19 protein-coding genes, 2 tRNA genes and 1 pseudogene are annotated in these 16,512 nt (G+C 43.1%); 11 read left to right on the forward strand and 11 right to left on the reverse strand.

What is annotated here, in order from left to right:
* Positions 1–83 precede the first annotated feature (83 nt).
* On the forward strand, positions 84–311 hold the full coding sequence (locus RJ01_RS13215; RefSeq protein ID WP_004895349.1) for a helix-turn-helix transcriptional regulator: 228 nt from the start codon (positions 84–86) through the stop codon (positions 309–311).
* A gap of 325 nt (positions 312–636) precedes the next feature.
* Here the strand turns inward: RJ01_RS13215 and RJ01_RS13220 are convergent.
* Together RJ01_RS13220 and RJ01_RS13225 are read right to left on the reverse strand one after the other, a co-directional pair.
* Positions 637–712, reverse strand: a tRNA-Gly gene (locus tag RJ01_RS13220).
* 45 nt (positions 713–757) lie between these two features.
* A tRNA-Gly gene (locus tag RJ01_RS13225) sits at positions 758–833 on the reverse strand.
* A 230-nt stretch (positions 834–1,063) separates the two neighbouring features.
* Between RJ01_RS13225 and RJ01_RS13230 the strand changes: the two genes are divergently transcribed.
* From RJ01_RS13230 to RJ01_RS13250, 5 genes are all read left to right on the forward strand, one after another.
* Entirely contained in the window at positions 1,064–1,372 is a 309-nt protein-coding gene (locus tag RJ01_RS13230; RefSeq protein ID WP_004780643.1) for a BolA family transcriptional regulator, read from the forward strand.
* Positions 1,373–1,381: 9 nt separating this feature from the next.
* Positions 1,382–1,774, forward strand: coding sequence for a SirB2 family protein (locus RJ01_RS13235; protein WP_034171434.1), 393 nt, complete (start codon positions 1,382–1,384; stop codon positions 1,772–1,774).
* Between the two features lie 61 nt (positions 1,775–1,835).
* The gene (locus tag RJ01_RS13240; protein WP_005233323.1) at positions 1,836–2,672 is read left to right on the forward strand and encodes a ParA family protein; all 837 of its coding nucleotides are present in this window, start codon (positions 1,836–1,838) and stop codon (positions 2,670–2,672) included.
* A gap of 13 nt (positions 2,673–2,685) precedes the next feature.
* Entirely contained in the window at positions 2,686–3,078 is a 393-nt protein-coding gene (locus RJ01_RS13245; protein ID WP_005233324.1) for a hypothetical protein, read from the forward strand.
* Positions 3,079–3,272: 194 nt separating this feature from the next.
* The gene (locus RJ01_RS13250) at positions 3,273–3,866 is read left to right on the forward strand and encodes a hypothetical protein (RefSeq protein ID WP_005233326.1); all 594 of its coding nucleotides are present in this window, start codon (positions 3,273–3,275) and stop codon (positions 3,864–3,866) included.
* 25 nt (positions 3,867–3,891) lie between these two features.
* Here the strand turns inward: RJ01_RS13250 and RJ01_RS13255 are convergent, their stop codons facing one another.
* The gene (locus RJ01_RS13255) at positions 3,892–4,530 is read right to left on the reverse strand and encodes a DedA family protein (protein ID WP_004780651.1); all 639 of its coding nucleotides are present in this window, start codon (positions 4,528–4,530) and stop codon (positions 3,892–3,894) included.
* 481 nt (positions 4,531–5,011) lie between these two features.
* On the opposite strand from RJ01_RS13255, the gene guaA reads away from it, so the two are divergent.
* Positions 5,012–6,580, forward strand: a complete 1,569-nt coding sequence (gene guaA, locus RJ01_RS13260; protein WP_005233328.1) for a glutamine-hydrolyzing GMP synthase — start codon at positions 5,012–5,014, stop codon at positions 6,578–6,580.
* Between the two features lie 68 nt (positions 6,581–6,648).
* On the opposite strand, the gene RJ01_RS16750 is transcribed toward guaA, so the two are convergent.
* The 4 genes from RJ01_RS16750 to RJ01_RS13270 all read right to left on the reverse strand — a co-directional run bounded on the left by RJ01_RS16750 (position 6,649) and on the right by RJ01_RS13270 (position 9,385).
* Positions 6,649–6,855: a diguanylate cyclase domain-containing protein gene (locus RJ01_RS16750; RefSeq protein WP_264673494.1), complete on the reverse strand. Its 207-nt coding sequence runs from the start codon at positions 6,853–6,855 to the stop codon at positions 6,649–6,651.
* Positions 6,821–7,717, reverse strand: a complete 897-nt coding sequence (locus RJ01_RS16755; protein ID WP_264673495.1) for a GGDEF domain-containing protein — start codon at positions 7,715–7,717, stop codon at positions 6,821–6,823. The genes RJ01_RS16750 and RJ01_RS16755 overlap by 35 nt, the downstream gene beginning before the upstream one ends.
* Before the next feature lie 18 nt (positions 7,718–7,735).
* Positions 7,736–7,888: a hypothetical protein gene (locus tag RJ01_RS16625; RefSeq protein ID WP_227504438.1), complete on the reverse strand. Its 153-nt coding sequence runs from the start codon at positions 7,886–7,888 to the stop codon at positions 7,736–7,738.
* Positions 7,889–8,032: 144 nt separating this feature from the next.
* A complete protein-coding gene (locus RJ01_RS13270; protein WP_034171435.1) occupies positions 8,033–9,385 on the reverse strand; it encodes a GGDEF domain-containing protein in 1,353 nt (450 codons plus the stop codon).
* Between the two features lie 495 nt (positions 9,386–9,880).
* Between RJ01_RS13270 and RJ01_RS13275 the strand changes: the two genes are divergently transcribed.
* The 3 genes from RJ01_RS13275 to RJ01_RS13285 all read left to right on the forward strand — a co-directional run bounded on the left by RJ01_RS13275 (position 9,881) and on the right by RJ01_RS13285 (position 12,029).
* Entirely contained in the window at positions 9,881–10,828 is a 948-nt protein-coding gene (locus RJ01_RS13275) for a pirin family protein (RefSeq protein ID WP_034171436.1), read from the forward strand.
* A 32-nt stretch (positions 10,829–10,860) separates the two neighbouring features.
* Positions 10,861–11,259, forward strand: a complete 399-nt coding sequence (locus tag RJ01_RS13280) for an OsmC family protein (protein WP_034171437.1) — start codon at positions 10,861–10,863, stop codon at positions 11,257–11,259.
* Positions 11,260–11,378: 119 nt separating this feature from the next.
* The gene (locus RJ01_RS13285) at positions 11,379–12,029 is read left to right on the forward strand and encodes a glutathione S-transferase (RefSeq protein WP_004780664.1); all 651 of its coding nucleotides are present in this window, start codon (positions 11,379–11,381) and stop codon (positions 12,027–12,029) included.
* A gap of 52 nt (positions 12,030–12,081) precedes the next feature.
* On the opposite strand, the gene phoR is transcribed toward RJ01_RS13285, so the two are convergent.
* The 3 genes from phoR to RJ01_RS13300 form a co-directional block, all read right to left on the reverse strand.
* Positions 12,082–13,440: a phosphate regulon sensor histidine kinase PhoR gene (gene phoR / locus RJ01_RS13290; protein ID WP_034171438.1), complete on the reverse strand. Its 1,359-nt coding sequence runs from the start codon at positions 13,438–13,440 to the stop codon at positions 12,082–12,084.
* A 24-nt stretch (positions 13,441–13,464) separates the two neighbouring features.
* Entirely contained in the window at positions 13,465–14,175 is a 711-nt protein-coding gene (phoB, locus tag RJ01_RS13295; protein WP_004780667.1) for a phosphate regulon transcriptional regulator PhoB, read from the reverse strand.
* A 221-nt stretch (positions 14,176–14,396) separates the two neighbouring features.
* The gene (locus RJ01_RS13300) at positions 14,397–15,089 is read right to left on the reverse strand and encodes a TetR/AcrR family transcriptional regulator (protein ID WP_034171440.1); all 693 of its coding nucleotides are present in this window, start codon (positions 15,087–15,089) and stop codon (positions 14,397–14,399) included.
* Between the two features lie 219 nt (positions 15,090–15,308).
* On the opposite strand from RJ01_RS13300, the gene RJ01_RS13305 reads away from it, so the two are divergent.
* A complete protein-coding gene (locus RJ01_RS13305) occupies positions 15,309–16,157 on the forward strand; it encodes an SDR family oxidoreductase (protein ID WP_005233350.1) in 849 nt (282 codons plus the stop codon).
* Between the two features lie 133 nt (positions 16,158–16,290).
* On the opposite strand, the pseudogene RJ01_RS16630 reads toward RJ01_RS13305, so the two are convergent.
* A pseudogene (locus tag RJ01_RS16630) lies at positions 16,291–16,512 on the reverse strand (IS5/IS1182 family transposase); the annotation flags it as partial.

Raw genomic sequence — 16,512 nt, forward strand, 5'->3', positions numbered from 1 at the left:
AGGAATTTTTCATCCTTAGACCTAAAATAACCTCAAATTTAATTAAATGCAATTAAATTTTCATTGTATTAGAGGAAAAATTAATGGTTATTTGTAAGCTACCAATATTGTTGGCTGAAAGAAAAATGCGTGTAGCTGACTTAATTCGTGGCACAGGCATTAATAAGACAACTTTGCATAAGCTTTATAATGGCGAATTGACTCGAATTGATTTGGAGACCATCGATCGAATTTGTGATTATTTGGATGTACAGGTAGGGGATTTATTTGTTTTTGAAAAAGACAATAAAGAACAATCTGTTAGTGAATAGTTTGGTCACAAATGGTCACATCAAAAAGTGAAATGGTCACAAATTATTGATCATTTGGTAAAAAATACCTTGTTTGGAAGAGAACAGGGTGATTTTTTGCCTTCAAAAAAGCTCTGAAAGTGGTGATCGATTGAGGACATTTAAGGTCAATTGAGACCATCTTTATGGTCGTGGGCACGCCATGGTCACATCTTGGTCACAAAATACAAATTACATTAAGAATATTTTTTATTGAATCGAATAACAAAGGAAGGGGAATTTTCAAAAAATATAATAAAATCAATAAGAAAAAAGCCCCCATCTTGCGATGAGGGCTTTTTGAATCTGGAGCGGGAAACGAGACTCGAACTCGCGACCCCAACCTTGGCAAGGTTGTGCTCTACCAACTGAGCTATTCCCGCAGGGTCGATCGATTTTTTACTTTAAAAAATGAACAAAAAAGAATTTGGAGCGGGAAACGAGACTCGAACTCGCGACCCCAACCTTGGCAAGGTTGTGCTCTACCAACTGAGCTATTCCCGCATGCCGTGTATAATACAGCATGCAAAAACAGGGTCAATAACTTTATGAAAAATCTTGTGTCGATTGCATAAAATAAAAGCAATATTCTCTGTGCTTCCAGACAATTAGACAAAATTTATGCAAAATTTAATGAAATCTCGGCACAATCAAATAATTGCAGACATTTCTTGCACCGAAATAGCAGATAGAACAGGGTATACTGGACCCATATCTTGAATCGGAGTCAGGCCATGAGCTTAGAACAACAACTGAAAGACCGTTTGGCACAATTGTCACCTACTTACCTGGAAGTCGTGAATGAATCTTCGGGTCATGGTGGATATTTTCCGGGTAAGGAATCGCATTTTAAGGCGGTGATTGTCAGTGAGGCCTTTGCCGGCCTGCGTGCGGTACAACGCCATCAAAAGGTCTATGCTGCGGCAGGTGATTTGCTGTCTAAAGATAAAATTCATGCCTTGGCAATTCATGCTTTCTTGCCTGAAGAGTGGACAGGACAGGATACGTCTAGTCCGGAATGTGCACATGCACCAAAAAACTAAGAGGACTTTATGGATACCCAGCTTTTAGTCAAGATTATTCATATGTCTGCGGCAGGACTGGCCATTGTGGCCATTCTTGCGCGTGCTATTACCCTGTTTATGGGTACACAGGGCAATCAACCGAATCCAAAAGCACGTGTATTTCTGGTCGCTTTGCAGCACCTGGTAATTAGCGTGATTGCCTTAACTGGGATTATTGCCCTGTTTTTAAAGAATTTTGATGTACAGCCTTGGTTTTATGCCAAAATCATTTTATTCCTGGTGCTGATTTCATCCTTGGGCAAAGCGTATAAAAAAGATGATTCAATCCTGCTAGTACAGCGCCGTGCTGGCTTATTTATTGCTGTGATTTCACTTATTGTGATTATGGTATTGGTCATGATCAAGCCGAATTTTGGCTAAATTATTCATCAGTCAATGAACTCAAACATACTGATCATTAGAAAAATAAAGAGGGGTGTTTATGCATACTCGTGTGGTTTTTAATCAAAAAGGTGGGGTGGGGAAATCGAGTATTGCAGTCAATTTGGCAGCAATCAGTGCGCATCAGGGGCTTAAAACCCTGTTAATCGATCTTGATCCGCAGGCAAACTCCAGCCAGTATTTACTAGGGGATGATGCAACCTATTCGAGTGACAAGCCGGCGCTGGAGCCGAATATTGAAAACTATTTTGAAGATGTATTGGGGAACCAGCAGAGCAAAAGCTTAATTGGTAATGCGATTGGCTCCATTCTCAAGACCCGGGCTAAAGGGCTGGAAAGTTATCTGCATCAATCACCTTTTAAAAATCTGGATGTCATTCCGGCCAGTCCAAGTTTGGGCACATTGGCCCATGCACTGGAATCCAAGCATAAGATTTATAAGCTGCGCGATGCCTTGCAACCACTTGCTGAGCATTATGACCGGGTGTTTATTGATACTCCGCCAGCATTTAATTTCTTTACACTTTCAGCCCTGATTGCTGCAGACCGTGTTCTGATTCCGTTTGACTGTGATGTGTTTTCTAAACGGGCCTTGCAAACTCTGATTGAGAATGTCATCGAAACTCAGGATGATCATAACGAACGTCTGGAAATTGAAGGCATCGTGGTCAACCAGTTTCAGGCTCAGGCAAAACTGCCTCGCGAAGTGGTACAGCAACTAAGAGATGAAGGTCTTCCGGTACTAAACAGCATGTTGCCACCGTCGGTGCTGATGAAAGAGTCACATCAAAAAAATCAGCCATTAATTCACTTGGCAACTGATCATAAATTGACTCAGGCCTATCAATCATTGTTCAATGAGATAGAGCAGCATTAAGATCGAGTTAACTATGAAACTTGTGAAAATAAGCCTGGCGATCAGCATACTTAGCTTGCTGAGTGCCTGTGCAACGACGGTCAAACCGACCTATGTTTCACCCACTCATTATCAAACCCTCAACTGTCAGCAGCTTCAGGGGGAATACAACCGTATTCAGCAATATCTTGATAATGGTGTTGAGCCGCCTAAACGTACAGGTGTCGGCGTAGGGGTAGGCATCGGTGGTGGCTGGGGCAGCCGCGGTGGCTGGGGCATTGGTCCGAGTGTATCAGTGAATATGGGACAGTCTTCCAATACCAAACGCACTGAAACGGCACGTCTACTGGGTGAACAGGAAGCTATTGTACAAGCTGCAAAATTTAAAGCCTGCCCAATTGTTGTCCGTCAAAACACCAATAAATAGCCCTCTAAATATCAAAAAAATGCTGACTTTAAGTCGGCATTTTTTCTATCTTAAAAATGATTGCTCAAGTGACACAGTTCACAGTATTCACCAGAAAAAATGACCGATGCGCATAAAATTTTGAAAGATCCCGTCTTGTGATCAGAACACGAGATTGGTTAAGGTAATCACCTTGTCTGATATGTTTAACTACCATGATTGAAAACTGGCTCTTTGTTTTTGCAACAATAGCAGTGCTGATGATCCCTGGACCTGCCAATGCATTGGTGGCCAGTTCTGCCTATCAGCAGGGAACAGCCAAAACCAGTCTGTATATTCCCGTCATTCTGGTAGGGTATTTATACGCGATCAATGGGTGGGCTCTGCTGGTCCATCTGTTTTCACCGATCTGGCCCAGTTTTCAGGAACTGGTGCATGTGCTGAGTGCAATTGGTGTGGGCTGGATGACCTTCCATTTATTCAAAGCACGGCAACTGGAACAATATAATCAGAGTCATCCTCAGATCCGTCCCTGGCAGATGTTTAAGGGAACCTTGAAAAATCCCAAAGCAGCGCTTCTGGCGACAGGGATATTGCCGCTGTCTACTTGGGAAAGTCCGAGTAACTTTGTTCTAGTCTTTGCGATTTTTACTGGGATTGCCTTGCTTGTTGCATTGTTCTGGATGATCTTTGGACAAGCGATTCTGGCGGGAGAGTCGGCAAAAAGAAAAGCCGACCTGATTTATAAAGGGTCGGCTCTGTTTTTACTGCTTTGCCTGGTGCCCTTGTTGATCAATTGGCTGGAATAAATTTTCAATCAATAATTCTAGGCTTTCAGGCGATTTTATTTTTCTTGAGTTTCTGCTGAATAAAGCCAATCACACCAGGCATGACACTTAAAATAATGATACCGAAAATCAGATGAGTGAAGTTGTCTTTGACGATTGGCATGTTGCCAAACAGATAACCCAGGATCACAAATGAACTGATCCAGAGAAAGCCACCGATTATATTGTAAGTCAGGAAATATTTGTAATTCATACTTCCCGCACCAGCAACAAAAGGTGCAAAGGTACGTGCAAAAGGAATGAAACGGGCAAAAATAATGGTTTTACCACCGTGTTTCACAAAGAACTGCTGGGTAGCAAGCAAATGCTTTTTATTAATAAAACGTGATTCAATCTCAAATACACGTGGCCCAATATATTTACCAATATGATAATTCAGGGTGTCGCCCAGCACTGCCGCAGTGAACAGTAGCGGAATCAGTACCCATGGATCCATTGCACCCGTTGAAGCCGCTAGTGCACCTGATGCAAATAACAGGCTGTCTCCCGGCAGGAATGGCATCACCACCAGTCCCGTTTCAACAAAAATAATCAGGAAAAGAATGCCATAAATCCAGATGCCGTAATTGGTAATGAATTCGAGCAGGTGATCATCAACGTGGAGGATAAAATCAAGCAGTTCCATAGGGAAAAAACAAGCAAAAAGGTGATCAAATCCTAACAGTCTGCGGCATGAAAGTCAGTACCGAACTGGAAAATAATTGCCCGCTCATCCCTGATGGGTGAATTAAAAATTTATCTTACAAATTGGCGGTAAATTCCTATAAAACAGGCTTAGCATGAAAATGTCATTAAAATAAAAATCAAAAGGTGGCTCCCATGTTTAACCCTAAACGCCATCCCAGTGAAGACCGTGATAGAGGTAAGCGAAATAAACCTTCAATAGCAACTTAACTGGCCGGTCTTAAAATATTGAAATCCAAATAGCGTAAATATATTGAATTCTGGGGAGAGAAGGGAAAGCTCTCCTGCTGAATCGAAAGCTTAATTCTATTTAAAAAAATAAACTGCTTAATTATTATGCGGATGGGAATAGTGTGCTTAAGCCTAATAAAAATGCTAGAATACGGCGCTTATCTTTCGTTTGCCTTTCATAGTTGTTTGTCATGACTACCAATACTCAAATTACTGAAGATCGTATCCTGATTCTGGATTTCGGTTCTCAATATAGTCAGCTCATCGCACGTCGTGTCCGTGAAGCTGGTGTATATTCTGAAATGTATGCCTATGACATGTCTGAAGAAGACATTCGCGCATTTAATCCAAACGGTATCATCTTGTCTGGTGGACCTGAAAGTGTTCACCTGGAAGGCAGCCCGCGTGCGCCGCAAGTGGTATTTGAGTTAGGTGTACCTGTACTGGGTATCTGTTATGGCTTGCAAACCATGTGTGAACAGCTTGGCGGTAAAGTTGAGCCAGGTACTGTACATGAGTTCGGTTATGCAGAAGTGGATATCGTGGTACGTGACCAGCTGATTGGTCAGCTGCAAGACCGTGAAAACCAGCTGCATGTCTGGATGAGTCATGGTGACAAGGTTGCACGTATTCCAGAAGGCTTCCAGGTGACTGCAAGCACACCAAGCTGTCCGATTGCCATGGTGTCTGATGAAACTCGCCGTTTCTATGGGATCCAGTTCCACCCTGAAGTGACACATACTTCGAAAGGTGCAGAATTACTGTCTAACTTCGTACACCAGATTTGTGGTTGTCGTGGTCTGTGGACACCAGAACATATTATTGACCTGCGTGTAGAACAGCTTCGTGAACAGATTGGCAATGAAAAAGTATTGTTAGGTCTTTCAGGTGGCGTGGATTCATCAGTTGTAGCTGCGCTTTTGCACAAAGCAATTGGCGATCAGTTGACTTGCGTATTTGTAGATAACGGTCTGCTTCGTTTGAACGAAGGCGATCAAGTGATGCAGATGTTTGCAGACAACATGGGGATCCGCGTGATCCGCGCTGATGCTGAAGACCGTTTCCTTTCTGCTTTGGCTGGCGAAGTTGATCCAGAGAAAAAACGTAAAATCATCGGTCGCGAATTTATCGAAGTCTTTGCTGAAGAAGCGCGTAAGCTCGATGGCGTAACCTTCCTTGCACAAGGTACGATTTATCCAGATGTGATTGAATCTGCTGCCAGCAAACAAGGTAAGGCACATGTCATCAAGTCGCATCACAACGTAGGTGGCTTGCCTGAAGATTTGGCATTTGACCTGGTTGAACCATTGCGTGACCTGTTTAAAGATGAAGTACGTAAATTGGGTACAACTCTAGGCTTGCCACACAGCATGATCTATCGTCATCCGTTCCCAGGTCCAGGCCTTGGTGTTCGTATTCTGGGTGAAGTGAAAAAAGAATATGCTGATATTCTTCGCCTTGCTGATGACATCTTCATGCAAGAACTTCGCGCAAGCGGCTGGTACGACAAAACTGCTCAAGCTTTTGCCGTATTCCAACCAGTGAAATCTGTGGGTGTGGTCGGTGATGGCCGTCGTTATGCATGGGTAATTGCACTTCGTGCAGTTGAAACCATCGACTTTATGACAGCGCGTTTTGCACATCTTCCATATGACCTGGTAGACCGTATTTCTACACGTATCATGAACGAAATTGCTGAAGTTTCTCGTGTGGTATATGACGTTTCATCTAAGCCACCAGCAACAATTGAATGGGAGTAATTTTCTAACGAAAATTACCTATAAAAAAGAGCGCTTCGGCGCTCTTTTTATTATTTTTCAAATGACATTTAAGCCGGTTTAACCTGCCAGTTTTGAAGTTCTCCAAGCAAACCTTGGTCAAGTTCAGGATCATAACACTCGACTCGGTTCCGACCATTGGCTTTAGCCTGATACAGGGCAATATCAGCCTGTTTAATCAGCGCCATTAAATCCGTTTCACTACTTTCCAGAATGGCTGCATCAATTGAAACGGTGAAAATCGAGACGATGCCCATGTTCCAGATTGACCATAATATTCTCGATTTTGTGTCTTAAACGCTCGGCAATTTTGAGTGCATCATCTAGTGAAGTTTCAGTAAGGCATGCGATAAATTCTTCACCCCCATAGCGTGCCAGCACATCATGGCGTCGCATTTCATTGCATGTGGTTTGAGCAATCATCTGGAGCACCTGATCTCCAACATCATGTCCATAACGGTCATTGATCTGCTTGAAATGATCGACATCAAAGACCAGCAAACTGATTGGAGCAGGCTGGTTGAGATTCTTTTGGCTCAGCTGTTGCACCAGATATTCAAAACAGCGTCTATTATTCAGGCCTGTCAGCGAGTCAGTATGGGCGAGATTTTCAAAAGGCTGACGATGATATTCATTCAGGGTATGTTGCAGGAATACCAAACGGGATTTTAGTGTAGAACTCCAGCTGATATATAAACTGAAGGTCAATACCGGTATATAGATCAGGGAAAACAAGAACATCTGATACAGATCAGCTTGGGTATTGAAATACACACCAATATAAATCACCAATGTAATCAGACCGGAATTAATCAGACTAGGCCAGAAGCGGATCTGCACACATAAATTGGCCAGGACAATAAAGACCAGTGAAGCATATTGATAAATGAGTGTATGCGGACTTTCAGACTGATTCAGATTAAAAAACCAGATTGCACTTGCTCCGATAATCGAGGTCGGCAACAGCAAGTCAAATACAGGTAAGTTCCGGTAAAAATGATACATCCAGATGGTAATCAGTAGAATTACCAAGGTATAGCCTAGCTTGGTCAGAATGAGCAAATTCATAATGTCATTCAGTACCGGAATATCGGCAAGGGTGTAGGAGGCATATGCCACCTGTGCAAATAGGTTTACCTACAACAAATATTTTAGAGTGAGCTGTTTCTGATGGCTAAAGTAGGCAGGTTTTAAAGACTCTGGAATACGAACAAGAGGATCGTGAAGGGTATCCTGAAGCAGGAGGCGAGCTTCTTCTTCATATTTATCTGGCATATCTCCTTCCCACATTAAATCCAAAGAAATGAATAAGATGAATACTTATATTTGTATGAAAAATATTCTATTCTTTTAGAAATTATTTGAAAAGCATCACAAACAGATTTAGGTCTAATTCTTAAATTCTTGTCTAACAATCTTGGTTTTGCTCTCAACTTACAAAGCAGACCAAGACTGTTTCGCTTTATGATGAGCGCCAGACTGCTCCTGTTTATTCAGTGGTTTAAATACATTCCAAGGATTTGGAGAGAGCGGTTTAGTCGGTTGCAGCATATTAGGATGATAGACCCGAATCCGATTTCGTCCTGCTTTTTTGGCTTCGTAAAGCGCAATATCCGCATGCTTAATCAGGTCTTCAAGTTCCTGTTGTGGAGATTCAAGTTCAGCAATACCAATGGAGATCGTGAACTGGATTTTCTGGTCAGAATTGATGTGCATCACCTGCTTTTGAATCGAGCAGCGAATCCGTTCTGCAATCATCAGGCAGTCCTGTAGCTGGGTATTTTCCAGCAAGGCAATAAATTCTTCTCCACCAAAACGTGCCAGTACATCACTAGAACGCATTTCTTTACGGGTAATTTCAGCAATCAGTTGTAGCACCCGGTCACCCACATCATGACCATAATTGTCATTGATTTTCTTGAAATAATCGACATCAAACATCAATAGGCAGGTGCTGGCAGGCTTTGGCCATTGATGGATTGAACGTTCCGCCATATCCACAAAATGACGACGGTTAAATAACTGCGTCAGATCATCAGTATGGGCAAGATTCTTTAAGGTTTGATAGTTCCATTCATCCAGCAAAGTGCGTAGAAAAGATCGCCGTATGTTGATGATATTATTCCAGTTGATATAAATACTAAACGCCCAGAGAGGTGTGAAAACAACGGTGAAAATAAAGGCCTGCGATAGACTCATGAGATGAGTCACTCCAATCATGATAAACAAGGCGATAAAAATGGAACAATACAAGGCACCCTTAAACTCAGTCTGTACACAGAGGTTGGTAATTAAAATAAAGATCGCAGAAGCATAGATATAAGTCGACACATGCGGGCTGCTCGACAGCAGGAGCAGGCCAATCCAGGTCGCTGCAGCCACAGTCGTGCCCACAGGCAAAATCATGTCCAGAACCCGGATATTCTTTTGATGCTTAAACAGGTAATAGCAGCAAAACATGACAGCAATGACCAGTGATACCCGGATCAGGCCAGACAGGAAAAACATGTCAGGAATAATAAAAATATCGGCAAAGAAATACAGCAAAAAGGCGATCTGTGCCATGTAATTAATCTGGCGAAGATTTTGATGACGATGCACATAAAGATAGTTATAAAAGTACTGCTGGAATTGCGCAGGAATAGGTGCAGCGCGATGTACAAGCGCATCTTCAATTAACTGGCGATTTTGCAGATCACATTCGGCCAACTTTAATGATCTATCCGTGGTCGAGTTTTGAAAAGACATATTCGCCGTTGAATATATATTTTCATTCGAGGATGACATGTCCTGATCCAATCTTATTTTTATTGGGCCCTATTATGAACCAAATGAATAAAAAACAATCTCCCTAGAATTAGGGGGTAGCACGATTTTTAAAAAGAAAACGTAACAAAATTTTTGTTTTGTGAACATAAAGCTAGACGGATCACATTTTTATAGATTGCTGATTTTAAAAGTTTATATAAATAAAAATAAGCGTTTCACGTGAAACATGAGCAGGATGAATAAGTTGATTTAAATGAGATAATGTTGATTACTTGAATGATTATATAATTCATCACCAAGAACTTGATTACAGTCTTTGGAAGACTGAAGCCTTTAAGTATTTGAACTGTTCTGATGAGTAGCACATTTTATACGTATCGAAATATTTCCAAAGATAGATTTTGCGGGTAGACGCGGTACATTGTTCTATGAGATAGACATCTTGTGATGATCAGGGAAAGATGTCTTGATACAGCATACAGCCAGAATGAACTTGCCGAGGTCAGCTCAACCATGTCGAATAATAATGATATTGAACTGTCAAATTCAGATGATTGTGAAAAGTATATCAATCAGTTCATACAGGAAGTTCCTTTACGGCGTGCGGAAATCGGGCAGGGAACCGTCATTAAACGCGCCTTGCCGAGTCGGCATAAACGTATGATTGGCGCCTGGTGTTTTCTGGATCATGCCGGTCCCACTCAATTTCCTCAGGGAGATGGTCTGGATATCGGACCGCATCCGCATATTGGCCTGCAAACTTTTACCTGGATGATTGAAGGCACCATGATGCATAGTGACAGTCTGGGTAACCGGCAATTGATCCGGCCGAAACAGGTTAATCTGATGACTTCAGGCTATGGCATTTCGCATACAGAGGTTTCACCGGAAACTGAAACCAAAATGCATGCAGCACAGCTCTGGATCGCCCTGCCTGATGACAAGATCAATATGGCTCCGGCGTTTGATCATTATCCGGAATTACCTGTGATCGAAGAACAGGGCATTCAATGTACGGTCCTGGTCGGGGAATTTCTGGATACACTATCACCAGTTAAGGTTCATACCGAACTTTTGGGGGTGGATCTATTCGCTGCTGAAAGTACCCGTGCCCGTCTGAGTTTAGATCCAAGATTTGAATATGGTTTTATGGCCCTTGAGGGGCTGGCAAGTATTAATGGGCATGAACTGACTGAAGATAATATGGTGATTCTTGAACCCGGATTACAGCATGTGGATATCGAAATTCATGCCGGTGGACGAGTCCTGCTGATTGGTGGAGAGCCATTTGAAAGCCCTATTTTATTGTGGTGGAATCTAGTGGGGCGTGATGTGGAAGAACTTAAGCTGGCCCGTGAACAGTGGATGATGGGACACCCGCGTTTTGGCACCATTCCAAGCTATGATGGCCCACGTATGGAAGCACCGGCATTTCCGGAACATATGCGAGCTTCCAAATAACTTTTACATAATCATAAGAACAAAGGATCAGTATGGCCCGTATCGCAATTGCCAAAATACAGAGTTTAACCATACCGTGGCAGGGAGAAATCACTCATGGCCAGCATCATTATCTGACCGATAAACCAGAATCCTTCGGCGGGCAGGATGCAGGTCCTGCAGCTTATGATCTGCTTTTAGGCAGTCTGATCTCTTGCACCATGATTACTTTGCGCATGTATGCCAAACATAAGGACATTGAACTGGGCGACTTTCAGGTTGAAGCAGAATTTTTTGCCAATAAAGAAGGGCAGGAATGGATTGAACGACGCTTAAGTTTCGATATTACTCATGATTCGGCTTTGCAGCAGAAAATTCTGGAGATTTGTGCCAAAACCCCGGTGACCAAAACCCTGTTACGCAGTCTGGAGATTCGCACTAGCCTGATTTAAGCTAAAGAGGGTACGCTATATCCGGTAGGGAAAATGTAAGTAGACTAATAAACTCTTTAGTTAGAGCCAGACTTTTTGCTATGCTCACGCAGTAATAACAATAAAATCATGAGTCTAATATGCGTGTTTTACATCATCTCGAACAATCAAGATCATTTCGAATCATGTGGGCCTTGGAAGAGCTGGAACTTGATTATGAGATCAAGTATTACAAACGCCTGCCAAACTATTCTGCTCCGCCTTCTTTGAAACAGGTTCATCCTCTGGGTAAAGCTCCGATTCTGGAAGATCAGAATCTGGTACTGGCTGAGTCTGCCGCCATTCTGGAGTATCTCCAAGAAACCTATGATTCGACCCATCAGTTTCAGCCGATCAGTGCCGAGAACAAGGCGCAATACCGTTACTGGATGCATTATGCAGAAGGGTCTTTGATGCCTTTGCTGGTCATGCAACTGGTGATGACTAAAGTTCCTGAGCAAGTGCCATTTTTAGTTCGTCCAGTTGCTAAAACAATTTGTGAAGGAGTGAAAAAGCAGTTTGTACAAAGCCGTCTAAAAGACCATATCCAGTTTCTGGAAGATCATTTAAGCCAGCATGAATATTTTGCCGGTCGTTTCAGTTTTGCGGATATTCAGATGAGCTTCCCACTCGAAGCCATGCAAAGCCGTACTGGTAAAAGTTATCCGGCGATTCAAGCCTATCTGGAACGGATCTCGCATCGAGCAGCTTATTTCCGGGCCTTATCCAAAGAGCAGGCATTAAAGTCTTAAAACCTTCGCTAAAAAAGAAAAGGTGCGACTTGCACCTTTTTTTATTTTTGAATCAGTCCGGGAAACTGAGACGTTCTTTAGGAAAAATCACCTTAAAGGTGGATCCCTGATTTTCACGGGAATCAATTTCGAGCTGGGCCTGATGTTGCATCAGTACATGCTTCACAATTGCCAGCCCCAGTCCTGTGCCACCAGTACGGCGGCTACGGTCAGAATCTACCCGGTAGAAACGTTCGGTCAAACGTGGCAAGTGTTTAGGATCAATCCCAATCCCGGTATCTTCTACGACAAAATAAGCCGATTCACCATCATCATGCCAGCCCATGGTAACGGTTCCACCTTTAGGCGTGTACTTGATGGCATTGGTAATCAGGTTACTAAAGGCACTGGCAATTTCCATATCTGAGCCGATCAGGTCACAGTGACTGTCAATATCCAGATTTAGGGTATGGCCATAATCCACGTTATAGGCTTGCGCATCATCAAACAGCTGGTTCATCAGATTCGGCATGTCAATAATCTGGTTCTTGGCAATATTCTTGTCATTTTCCAGACGGGATAGCAGTAACAGGTCATTCACCAGTGCATTCATGCGACGGGTCTGGGACTGCATCTGGTCAAAGGCGCGTTTCCAGCGCGGGCTAATATCTTCCTGATCGGTAAAGGTTTCGATATAGCCGCTGAGCACAGTTAAAGGTGTACGCAGTTCGTGCGAAATATTATCGACGAAGTCCTTACGCATCTGTTCCAGATTATGCATCCGGGTCACATCATAAGCGACCAGTAAGCGGCTTTCACCGCCAAAACGGGTCATTTTGATTTGCACATAATGATCTTCGAATATCGAAGACTTCATTTTAAGGCCATCAGGTGCATCATCAATATGATGATAGTAATCAATGAAATTTGGCTGACGTAACAAACTCAGGATATTACGGCCGCGATCTTCCTGACCAATCCCTAGTAAACGTCCTGCCGCCGGATTCCACCATTCAATCTGCTGGTTTTCATCAATCAGCACTACAGCTTCTTGAAGGGCGACTAGCGAGGACTGTGCACGGTCAATCAGCTCAACCATTTCAGCCTGAACGACACGTTCCTGACGCTGGGCCCGATAAACATTGAACAGTAAAGCGCCCCAGATTCCGTTGATATTTGGCGGTACATCATAGGGACGGTTCGAGATCCATTCATTGACCAGGTAGAGTGAACGCAATTGTGTACCAAAGAAGGCAACAAAGGCCAGAATGATACAGATCCAGAAATAACCGATGCCTAGGCCAATACAACTGGCAATTACCAGGAAGAGAAGAAGGAGACGTAAATCTTGCTTGGCAAAATCCCATAGGCTGCTGTAACGGAGTCTTTTGTGCTCGTGTGACAGTTCGGGAACAGGATAGGGCTCATACATAAAACGAGATTTACCTAAAAATAATTAACCGAGTGCAACATCGACACGGGTCGAGAAACGGTAACCGGTGCCACGCACAGTTTGTACATAGCGGTCAGCGCCATAAGGTTCGAGTACCTTGCGCAGGCGACGGATATGCACATCAATGGTCCGGTCTTCAATATAGACGTTGCCACCCCAAACCTGATCCAGCAACTGCGCACGGGTATAAGCACGTTCCGGATGGGTCATGAAAAATGCCAAGAGACGATATTCAGTGGGTCCCATGTCCAGTATAGTATTGCCAAAATTCACACGCTTACTGACTGGATCTAATACCAATCCATTAGCATCAATGGATTTTTCACCACTGAGGGCATTGGAGCGACGTAAAACAGCTTTAATACGTGAAACCAGCTCACGGGTCGAAAACGGCTTGGTCATATAGTCATCGGCACCGGCGTCCAGTCCCTGAACTTTATGATCTTCTTCACCACGCGCAGTCAGCATGATGACAGGAATTTCGGACAGGTTTTCATCACGTTTCAAACGACGACATAGATCGACACCACTGACGCCACCCGGCATCATCCAGTCCAGCAAAATCAATGCTGGACGCTGGTCCACAATCATTTGATGAGCCTGCTTGGCATCTTCTGCCTGTAAACATTGAAAGCCTGCCATATCTAGAGAAGTGTGGATCATTTCACGAATCGGCAGTTCATCATCAACAATTAGAATGTAGTCATCTTTCACAGCGCAATACCCTATTTCATGCAAACGGTGGACCGTTTTATATTTATGACAGGCTTATTACAAAGATTAATTATGACAGTATCATTGCAGAATAGGTAGTTCTGGGACTTTTTGCAAAGATTTTTCACAATTTAAGCTGTTATTTTATAAGAGGGTGTTAATTCAAAGGCTTGTAGATCACTTACAAGTAAATCTATCTGGAACTTATCTTGATTTAAAAATTATTTAACCGGATCCGCTGGTTTTTCTGTACCCAAAGTGTCTAATAAAGCAAAGAACACCAGACTACAGGAAGACAGAATTTCTTCCAGTGACTGTTTAAAGCCGCTCATGACCCAGCGAATCGCAATCTGGGTGACATAACCATTAAGTCCGGTCGAGACCAGGGAAATCTCTCGTTCAGAACGATTAAGGTTCGGCATCATCAGCATGACAAAGGCCTGAATCATACGGTCGAAACGGCCCATGGTTTCATGAATCGTGGCCTGATTATGCAGTTCCTGAACCAGCATCGCATCGATATAAATAATTCGTGCCATACCCGGATTGTCACGTAAGGTCGTTAGCAAGGCAGTCAGACCGGCTTCGATCATTTTCTTTGGATCAGAAGAGGCTTGCATCATGGCCTGCATGACATTCTGCTGTAACTGGTCAATTAGCTTGAGGAAAATGGTCTGGAACAGATGTTCGCTTTTCTTAAAGGATTCATAAAAATAACGTTCAGTCAGTTTGGCTTCGTTACAGATATCCTTCACTGTGACTGAAAAGAAACCATGACGACCATAAGCTTCAATCCCGGCCTCAATTAGCTTTTCACGACGCGCCTGCTGACGCTCAGCCATAGAAAGTCCTTTAAACTGGCGTTCCTTACTTTTACTCGCTAGTTTTTGTCCTGAATTTACTGCATCCGTCATAAAGACCATAGACTCATGTGCTTGAGATTTTAAGTATCTTATCAATAAATCCGGCTTTGACCTATGCTGAAATTCAAACCTGAAAATTGGCCCGTAGAGACATGCTGGAATTATTGACAATAAGGATTGTCAAAACTATATTGAAACGGTGTGCTGTATTCCTATGCGACAGAAAAACAGGCTGTCATGGAAGGGCAGTGTTCTAATCAAGGAAATTCAATGAAAAATTTTAATAATAAAGTCGCGGCCATTACTGGTGCAGGTTCAGGTATCGGTCAACAACTTGCGGTGCTTTTAGCAAAGCAGGGCTGTCATTTAGCACTCAGTGATGTGAATGAACAAGGCCTGGCTAAAACCGTTGAGCTGCTAAAAGGTACTGATGTTCGTGTCACAACCAAAAAAGTCAATGTGGCTAATCTGGAAGAAATGCACGCTTGGGCCGCCGAGGTCGAGAAAGATCATGGCAGCGTGAATATGATCTTTAACAATGCTGGTGTAGCTCTTAGTTCTACCGTAGAAGGTGCTAGCTATGAAGAGCTGGAATGGATCGTCGGGATTAACTTCTGGGGTGTAGTTTATGGCACCAAAGAGTTTCTGCCTTTAATCAAGAAAACCGGTGATGGTCATGTCATCAATATTTCCAGCCTGTTTGGTTTAACTGCCCAGCCAACCCAGTCTGCTTATAATGCCACTAAATTCGCTGTGCGTGGTTTTACCGAATCCTTGCGTCAGGAACTGGATATGGAAAACTGCGGCGTAAGCGCACTCTGTGTACACCCAGGCGGAATCCGCACCAATATCGCCATTGCAGCGAAAATGAATGACAGCATTCGTAGTCTGGGAATGCATCCGGAAAAATCTGTACAGAATTTCAATAAGCTGCTGCGTTGCCCACCGGAAGAAGCAGCCCGTCAAATTTTGGACGCGGTACAAAAAGACAAACGCCGTCTGCTGATTGGAAATGATGCCAAAACGATTGATTTAATTCAGCGCCTCATGCCAACTGGCTATCAGAAAGTCACGGCTTTAGCTACCCGCCTCGGCAAGCAGAAGAAAAAGTCAGCTTAAAACACTCTGATCAAAGCCCGCGTAAGCGGGTTTTTTTATGCCCGAAAACTTAAGCAGCTAAAGTATTTTATAAATCAAAAAGGCTTTGTTGCACAAAGATTTAAAAGACAGCACCTGCTTATCTGAACAGAACTCAAGTGACAACTTGGGTATGAGGACGACCTAATTCTGTAAATCTGTTTAATACTGCTATGCGTGCATGAATCTCATTGACCTGACTAGGAAAACTCCTTGCTGTTAATTTATCGCCTAATCATTTGATGCAATGCATCTTGGTTTCGACCAAACTTCGACGAAGATAACCAGACCATTTTTTCCAAATAGTTCTTCCTAAACGTTTCACTGTTTTTAATAA

The organism is Acinetobacter sp. YZS-X1-1, assembly GCF_000804305.1.
Lineage (GTDB): Bacteria > Pseudomonadota > Gammaproteobacteria > Pseudomonadales > Moraxellaceae > Acinetobacter > Acinetobacter variabilis.